The sequence below is a fragment of the Tardiphaga sp. P4_G1 genome, assembly GCF_056401215.1.
In genome coordinates, this window is the sequence record NZ_JBFUJU010000004.1 from 534,455 (window position 1) to 541,466 (window position 7,012).

General features: G+C 62.5%; 5 protein-coding genes. 4 read left to right on the forward strand and 1 reads right to left on the reverse strand.

Annotation, left to right across the window (positions count from 1 at the left end; translation table 11 throughout):
* Positions 1–311 precede the first annotated feature (311 nt).
* The 4 genes from AC1DUY_RS12720 (at position 312) to AC1DUY_RS12735 (ending at position 4,361) form a co-directional block, all read left to right on the forward strand.
* On the forward strand, positions 312–881 hold the full coding sequence (locus AC1DUY_RS12720) for a sigma-70 family RNA polymerase sigma factor (protein ID WP_089266985.1): 570 nt from the start codon (positions 312–314) through the stop codon (positions 879–881).
* Positions 878–1,612: a hypothetical protein gene (locus tag AC1DUY_RS12725; RefSeq protein ID WP_478114622.1), complete on the forward strand. Its 735-nt coding sequence runs from the start codon at positions 878–880 to the stop codon at positions 1,610–1,612. The genes AC1DUY_RS12720 and AC1DUY_RS12725 overlap by 4 nt, the downstream gene beginning before the upstream one ends.
* 47 nt (positions 1,613–1,659) lie before the next feature.
* Positions 1,660–3,435: a S8 family serine peptidase gene (locus tag AC1DUY_RS12730; RefSeq protein ID WP_478114624.1), complete on the forward strand. Its 1,776-nt coding sequence runs from the start codon at positions 1,660–1,662 to the stop codon at positions 3,433–3,435.
* 407 nt (positions 3,436–3,842) lie between these two features.
* Complete coding sequence (locus AC1DUY_RS12735; protein WP_441229217.1) at positions 3,843–4,361, forward strand: TIGR03809 family protein; 519 nt, start codon at positions 3,843–3,845, stop codon at positions 4,359–4,361.
* On the opposite strand, the gene AC1DUY_RS12740 is transcribed toward AC1DUY_RS12735, so the two are convergent.
* Complete coding sequence (locus AC1DUY_RS12740) at positions 4,358–5,728, reverse strand: TIGR03808 family TAT-translocated repetitive protein (protein WP_439076602.1); 1,371 nt, start codon at positions 5,726–5,728, stop codon at positions 4,358–4,360. The genes AC1DUY_RS12735 and AC1DUY_RS12740 overlap by 4 nt on opposite strands.
* Positions 5,729–7,012 lie beyond the last annotated feature (1,284 nt).

Consider the following 7,012-nt stretch of genomic DNA (forward strand, 5'->3'; position numbering starts at 1 on the left):
GCCGGGACAAGTTACGGTATTCATTGACGAGGGTTTCGGGATATGGCTGCAAAATGCAGGTTCCGCCGTCTCAAGGCTGTTCCGGAAGCCACGACTTGGTAAGGTTGCCGTGTGAATCGCTGGCGTTCGGGTCGGAAATGCCCCAGCATTATGCTACCTGTTACCCGTTCCGCCCAAGAAAAGGGCGGTAAAAGCCCGTTCGGCGCGGTTAAAACAGCCGCGACCGGTATATTCCTGCCCATTCGAGAAGATTTTATCTTGTCAATCGAACCTCTTACATCCTCATTCAGACCAACCTTGCGAGACGGGCAGTGAGTGCAACACAGGCGGCATCGGATGAGATTCTGATCGCCCGGATTGCGCAAGGCGACCGTCTTGCCATGCAGGTGCTTTATGGCAGGCACCACGTCCGGGTGTTTCGCTTCGGCCTTCGGCTGGTGCGGAACGAACAGATTGCTGAGGATCTTATCAGCGAAGTGTTCCTGGATGTGTGGCGGCAGGCAGGCAAATTCGAGGGCCGTTCCGCGGTCTCGACCTGGCTCCTGGCGATTACGAGGTTCAAGGCGCTGTCCGCGCTGCGCAAGCGCAAGGACGCCGAACTGGACGACGAGACGGCCAACGCGATCGAGGATACGTCCGATAATCCCGAAGTGTCGGTTCAGAAAAAGGATACCAGTGACGCGTTGCGAAAGTGCCTGACATCCCTTTCGCCCGAGCATCGGGAAATCGTCGATCTCGTCTACTACCACGAGAAGTCCGTGGAAGAGGTGGCCGAGATCGTCGGAATTCCCGAGAACACCGTCAAGACGCGCCTGTTTTATGCGCGCAAGAAATTAGCCGATCTGCTCAAGGCAGCCGGCATTGAACGAGGCTGGCCATGATGGCGATGAGCAACAAAGTGCCGAACCAGGAGCCAGGCGAGATCGAGGCATTGCTGCCTTGGCACGCCGCGGGCACGCTCAACGCGCGTGATGCTCGCCGCGTCGATGATGCACTGGCCAAGGATCCGGAACTGGCGAAGCAATATGCCGTGATCCAGGAAGAATACGCGGAGACCATTGGCCTCAATGAGAGCCTCGGTGCGCCGTCCTCACGGGCAATGCAGAAGCTGTTTGCTGCGATTGACGCCGAGCCGGTGCGCAGCGGATCGACGTCGGTCGGTCTGTCGGCGCGGATTTCCGGATTTTTCGCATCGCTTTCGCCGCGGACGCTGGCGGCTTCGGCCGCTGTTGGTGCGCTCGCCATCATGCTGCAGGCCGGTGTGATTGGCACCGTGCTGATGCAGCGCGATACACGCACATTCCAGACTGCGTCCTATGAAGCCGCGCCGTCGCCAACGAGTGCACCGACCACTGTCACCCGGTCGCTCGCGCCGGCACCGGCCTCGGTAGAAGCCCCGACGCGCCTGTTCGTCCGTTTTGCGCCGACTGCGCGGGTGTCTGACATCACGGCGCTGCTCGATGGCTATCAGGGTACGATTGTTGACAACGGCAAGGACGGGCTGTTCCGGCTGCAGTTCGGCAATCGGGTGATGACCAAGGACCAGATCGCCGGGCTGATCCGCCGGCTGGAGAACGAGAAGATCGTCAGCATGGCGGTTCAGGCGCAGTAGGCGCCGTCGGTTGATCCGATCCGCATTGTGCGTGCGAGGCCTGTTCCATGAGACATGATCGTGGTGCCTCCGGACTAATGATGAAATGCACGGCCGCTGTGCTTTCGCTCGCTGTCGCATGGCCGTTCGGCCTTTCGGTCGCGGGCGCGCAGAGTATGATGCGCTCGCCGAGCCTCAATATCGGATCGCGCGTTCCCACGATCGCACCCAGCACAACACCGCGCATCAATCCGAACATCGCTGCCGGCGCGGGTCGCATCGCCGGCCGTGGCCCGAATATCGTGAGCCGTGGACCCATTGCTGGTCGCGTCGGTATCACCAGCGTCGGCCCGCGCGGGGCGGCGATCGGCACGACAGCCGGCCGGACACCGCCCATATCCTCGCGGCCAGGGCGTACGCCGCCGCTGAAGATCGTGGGAGTGCTGCCAACCATTCCTTATGTGCGCTATTCCCCCAACACCTATCCGAGCTGCGCCTATGCCAATCGCGCGGCATCCGGCGAATGCAACGAGAAGCCATTCGTTGCTGATCTCGGCGGCGGCCCGACGCCGCGCAGCCAGAATGCCGGTGGTGGACCGCGCAGCAATGGCCCACAGGCGGCGCTGAACACGCGTTATGTCCCCCGACAGATCGTCGCCGAACTCGACAGCGCGCTGACGCCCGACCAGGCAGATGCGCTGGCGCGCCGTCTGCGCCTGGAGCGTCTGTCGTCGCAGGACTTTCCGCTGATCGGCGCCAATATCAGCCTGTTCCGCATCACCGACAACCGTTCGGTCGAGACTGTCGAATCCCAGATGCGCGCCGAGGCCGATGTGCGCGCTGTGCAACCCAATTTCCGCTATGTGCTGCAGGACCAGGTGACAACGCCGGCACCGGGTGAGGGCGATCCTGCGCAATATGCGCTGGCGAAGCTTCGTCTGCCTGAGGCGCACAAGCTGTCGGCCGGTGCCAATGTCACAGTTGCCGTGATCGACTCTGGCATCGACGTCGCGCATCCCGAACTCGCCGATGCCGTCGTGGGTTCGTTCGATGCGCTTGGCAGCAAGGAAGGTGCGCATGTCCACGGCACTGGCATTGCGGGTGCGATCGTATCGCATGCGCGGCTGATGGGCAGCGCGCCGCGCGCGCGCATCTTGGCCATTCGCGCTTTTGGTGTGTCGCAGGGCGGTGCCGAGAGTTCGTCTTTTATCATCCTCAAGGGTATCAACCACGCGGCATTGAATGGCGCCCAGGTCATCAATATGAGCTTTGCCGGCCCGCAGGATCCACTGATCGAGCGCGGTATTGCGGCGTCAGCCAGCAAGGGCATCGTGATGGTCGCGGCATCAGGCAATGCCGGCCCGAAATCGCCGCCGCTTTATCCCGCCGCAAGCCCCAGCGTGATCGCAGTCAGCGCCACAGATGCCTATGACAGGCTGTTCACTGCGTCGAACCGTGGCAGCCACATCGCGGTGGCTGCGCCGGGCGTCGATATTTTCCTGCCCGCGCCGGACAACAAGTACCAGATGACGTCGGGCACCTCGTTCTCGGCGGCTTACATCAGCGGGCTCGCCGCATTGATGATCGAGCGCAATCCGCAACTACGGCCGAACGAGATCCGCAGCATCCTGATGACAACCGCGCGTGATCTTGGTGCGCCCGGCCGTGACGACCTGTTCGGTGCCGGCGCGGCGGATGCCTATAGTGCGGTATCGGCAGTGCAGGGCGCTCAGCAACCCGTGGCGACAGGGCCTGTCACGCCTGTTGTCGTCACCGCGCCGGCGCCGACGACGCGTGCCGTCGAGGCATCGTCGCCGTCGATGGCGTCAGACGTCCAAAAATAATCTCCTGATCGTTGAACGTTTGGCCGGGTGGACCGGACATATGGATGTGGGAGCGGCATTCCCTCCCCAACGAGGCCATATCCGGCGCATGCGCCCAAACATTCGCGCCGGTATAGCTTGACCCGTCCGGTTGTCCCCCCGGACGGGTCTTTCGTTTTTGTTAACCAAAAATTTTAACCTTCAGGTCATAGATTGCCGGTGCATGGCCGGGCGTCGAGCAAGGCTCAAGCAAGGCTTGACTGCAATACCTCAGGTTTGACGGGGCTTTCTCACGTGTTTCCAACGCAATTGTCCAAGTTTGACCACATTGCGCTGGACCCCGAAAACTTTTCCACAGAAACTCTCCAAGTATTGGTGAGTGATTCGTTTGTTGCTTTGCGTCCGTTTTTTCTCTTGCGGACATTTCCATGTCATCTCACCTGAATTTTCCTTACCCACATGCCGGCATCGGTCGGCCACTGGCCCAGCGTTGGTGCGCTCTTGCCGAGAGCCGACTGGATTACCTGACAGAACTGTTCGAGAGCGGGCGGTGGCGCCGTTTTCACAGTGAAGCCGAGTTCCTCGACAATATTCAGGAAGCCAAGGACGCGGTTGAACGCTGGCGGCTGATGGTCGAGGGCGAGACAGCCGCCGTGAGGCGCGTTCTGTCTTCGGAAGGCGTGATCTACCGGACGCCGCGCGCCCCTGAACCGCGGCCGGCTGCCGTCGCGGCTCCTGCCATCGCTGCGCCCGCCGTTGCGCCGTTGCAGCCCGACATCGAGCCGGTCGCTGAAGCGGCTTCGCCCGTCCTGATCCCGATCGAAACCCTGTTGCGGCAGGCACCGCCTCGGCAGGCGACGGTGACGCCGGCAGATCTGGATTGGCAGAAGGCGCTCGATCCTCTGGTCATCAGCGCGCGCTATCCGATGCTGCGGACAGCGCTTTAGCGCACCGTGTTCCCGGACAGCGCAACCTGCTGATAGCGCTGTGCGCCATCGGCGGTGAGGTCAGGTGTCACCGGCTTTGCATGATCGAGGCCGACGACAGCGCCGCGTGGCGCGCCTGAAATCATGTTGTTGCTGACAAGCGCGGTGCCGGCGCCCGGTGCGACCGATACACCAATGCCGATGAAGCTGTTGCGCACGACGTTGCCGGTGATGGCGACATCGCGCAGATACTTGCCCCAGCCCGCGATCATGCCAAAGGACGGCGCGTTCTCGACGACATTGCCGCTGACGCTGGCGTCCGCCTCGATATAGATGCCGATGCCGGCATCGTCGTCGGGCGCCGTACCGATCGGCCGCTTCGGGAGCAGGTTGCGGATGATGTTGCCTTGTACCACTGCGATGCGGCCGCCCTCGTTGAAGTTGCAGACGGAGACACCGAGCGCCGCACCATCGACGGTATTGTTGGCGATCACCGCAGCCTCGAAGGCAAATTCCGAATAGAGCGCGACTTCGCGCACGCTCGACACGCTGTTGCCCGTGATGTGGATGTTCGATGCTGAGTTGCCGCGCACCGCCGAGTAATCGCAGTTGCGGATGCGATTGCCGGAGACGATGACATTGCCCGCACGATAGGCGTTGATGGCGTTGCCATATTGACCGGAGCCGCCAGGGCCGGCCTTGATATCCTCGATACGATTGTCGATCACTTGCGTGCCGTCATCGCCGATGGCGGTGCGCAGGATCTCGATGCCGTTGCTGCTGGTGCCGGAAATGGTGTTTTGCGCGACGATCAATCCCTGCGCATCGAACGAGACGATGGCCGTGGTGGCGATGTTGGTGAGTGTATTGCCGGTGATCGCGCCCGCCGTGTTGTCCAGCCAGATGCCCGCGCCGCCGCTATTGGTCACGGTGCAATCGCTGATGCGGAGTTCGCGCGCCTGCACCATGTGCAGCAGCCCGCGCCGCGGCGGCAGGTTGGCAAAATTGCCGTCCAGCGTGAGGCCGCTGAGGCTGACATAGTCCGCGCCTTCGCCTGACAGCAGTGACGCGCCGCCGCTGAAGGTGAGGGTCGTTGCACCGCGCATGCCGATGATCTGCGAGCCGCGCGCGAGCCTGAGCATGCCGGTGCGATAGTTGCCGGGCGGCAATGCGAGCGGTGCCTGCGCACGTGCCGCCTCGTCGATGGCGCGTTGCAATGCGCGCGTTTGGTCGTCCTGGCTATTGGCGCGCACGCCATATTGCGCGGCGTCGCGTCCGAGCGTCGAGGTGAGCGGGGCGGCGCGTGCCGCATCGCTCGATGCGGCGAATGCGCCGGCGGCGAGACCCGCGCCGGACGCAGTCAGCAGATGGCGGCGATGCAGGTCCATGGTTCGAGGTCCCGGTGGATGTCCGCTGATGAGGTAACGCAAGATGATGCGTGTGACGTTGCCAGGCGAGAGTGGCCGCGATGAATGTGCAGGGTAGGGTTAATGATGCGCTCACCTGCGCGCGCTGGACAGGCGGCACGCGCGTGCATCACTCCCGGTCGTCATGGCCCGACAGCGCGAAGCGAGCTTCGTGATAATCCCAGGCTTCTCCCCACGTCATGGCCGGGCTTGACCCGGCCATCCACCTTGTCTTGTGCGACGGCGTGCGGGCCAAGCTGGATCCCCGGGTCAAGCCCGGGGATGACACCTGTGGGTGTGGCGCCTCCATCGCGCCGTCGCAGATTCAACTGTCAAACAGCCACTGCTCTTCAGACATGCGTCATCACCCCCATTGTTTGCGGCGCGGGGGCGCCGTCGTGCTTCGCATTCCCACCCTCTTGCGAGAGGGCGTGCGGAACGCCGGGTGCCCGTTGCACCCTTGGGCCTGATGCGATGCGGTCTTCCGCAATTGAGAGTGCATCAGGACTTTCGGAGGCGCCGAGCGATTGCCCGACGTTCCGCATGCGGTGTTTTCTCGGTTGCTTGCACATCTGCCATGGCGAACGGTCCCATCGCCAAAATTAATGTCCCAGGGCGGAGGGACAGGGTAGCCGCAAAGCACTTGGCCGAACGCGTTTCGATTTGGTCGTCCGTCACACTGTCCAGGGCTCTTTCCATCTCAAGGTCGGCCGTGTCCTTGCCAGTGGCAGTGCTGGCGCAGATCCGTCCTGCCCGAAGACAGACGTCCCCCATGAACCGCGTAACGCCGCATCTCCGGCGTCCACCGCATCCCACCCCGCGAACGTGACGATCGCGATCGCCCCTCTCGGTGGGGCAGGACGAAGGGGAATATAAACCTTAAAGGGATATTGTCAAGAGAAAATAGGAAAAAATGTTCCCGTGCCGTATCGCCCCAAGCTGTCATTCCGGGGCGGCTGCGCGCCTTCGCGCAGGCGAACCTCAGCCACTCCAATTGGAGTGGCGGGGAATCCCGACCTGTTCAGCAACACTTCGAGATTCCTGTATCTGGCGATCTGTCACGCGCATAGTGACGGCAGGCGGAGATAGCCCGTTAGATTCCAGGCCCAATCGGCCGTAACCCGGCATGGGCATCTCGCCTGTTTTGTCTGATCGAACAGTCGCAAGGGCACTCCGGTTGCCCGCATACAGGTCTGATCCCATGACAGCTCAAGCGCTTGCAGTCGCAGCCGGCATCGATGTCGGCCAGCGTTTTCTCGATATCGG